At 22.6% G+C, this 970-nt stretch carries 3 protein-coding genes; 1 reads left to right on the top strand and 2 read right to left on the bottom strand.

What is annotated here, in order from left to right; genetic code table 11:
- The first annotated feature begins 106 nt into the window (after nucleotides 1-106).
- Nucleotides 107-346 (top strand): hypothetical protein, encoded by a 240-nt coding sequence (locus tag ES044_RS18310; protein ID WP_147120724.1) that lies wholly within the window; start codon nucleotides 107-109, stop codon nucleotides 344-346.
- On the opposite strand, the gene ES044_RS18305 is transcribed toward ES044_RS18310, so the two are convergent.
- The gene (locus ES044_RS18305; RefSeq protein WP_147120725.1) at nucleotides 333-620 is read right to left on the bottom strand and encodes a hypothetical protein; all 288 of its coding nucleotides are present in this window, start codon (nucleotides 618-620) and stop codon (nucleotides 333-335) included. The two genes, ES044_RS18310 and ES044_RS18305, sit on opposite strands and share 14 nt — an antisense overlap.
- A gap of 78 nt (nucleotides 621-698) precedes the next feature.
- Nucleotides 699-970: hypothetical protein (locus ES044_RS19130; RefSeq protein WP_223813572.1), on the bottom strand; the 272-nt coding region annotated here is incomplete at its 5' end.

Below are 970 nucleotides of genomic sequence, written 5' to 3'. Positions count from 1 at the left end.
CAAAAAAGAAAGGCGACACGAACTTTCATAAGTATGCTAAAACCAGCAAATTAATTTTATGCAGTGTTGGCATACGTTTTATTAAATTTTGTTTAAATTCAATATTATGTCAGATTTAATTGTTAAAAATCAAAATCATTGGTCAATAAATTTAATTCCTTTTGATAAATCTATTTTAAAATTACAACAAAAAACTACTTGGTTAGACTATTGGTTTGAAATAGAATTAGAATTAAAAAAAACGAAAACAAAACCTAAACTTATTGTATTAAATAAAGATGGATTTTGGCAATTCATAGATGATTTATTAAGAACTCAATGGAATATAGAAACTAAAATTGTTTAGTCGATAGTATTTCCATTAAAATACTTGATAAAATTAAATAACCATTGTTTTCTATATAGTGATTAACTAATGAGTAATTTATTTTGTTCTCGTAATTGTAATTTCCACTGTGGTATTTTAAAATAATATTATTTAATTCTGGTTTTAATTCTTTCTTAATATTTAATAAAGATGTTTCAAAGTAACTGTTATTTATTAAGATGTCAAATGTTTTTAGTTTTTCAATACTGCTAATTAATTCATGTTTTTCTATCGACATTCCATCGTCTATCATTTTGGAAATTCTAACGTAAATGTCTTTAAGTAGTAATTCATTTATTTCACTTTTCATAGCTTATGATTTTTAAAAAATTTATTTCTTGGGTTGATTCAAAATGGGTTTTACTTGTATTTGGTTCTTTAAAGAATCCAAGTCTTTTGAGAGCTCTAATTGTATCTTCTCTAATTGGTCAATCCTTGGGTTTTTATATTTCTTACCTATTTGGTTTGATATAAGATTCACAAGTATAGTAATGATTAAATTTATTAATAAAATTATAAATATCCACTTTTTAGTTTTTAAGTTAATATCTAATAATTTATCTTTTTTTACTTGCCTTTCATTTTGTTTTTTAGATAACTCAA

The organism is Polaribacter sp. IC066 (assembly GCF_007997085.1).
Classification (GTDB): Bacteria; Bacteroidota; Bacteroidia; order Flavobacteriales; family Flavobacteriaceae; genus Polaribacter.
The sequence above is the reverse complement of the archived record's forward strand: the minus strand, read 5'-3'. Positions and strand labels throughout refer to the sequence as shown.

Bases quoted from the DNA above. Each gene is read 5' to 3' on its own strand.
- ES044_RS18310 (WP_147120724.1), top strand. From the start codon at position 107: ATGTCAGATTTAATTGTTAAAAATCAAAATCATTGGTCAATAAATTTA.
- ES044_RS18305 (WP_147120725.1), bottom strand. From the start codon at position 620: ATGATAGACGATGGAATGTCGATAGAAAAACATGAATTAATTAGCAGT.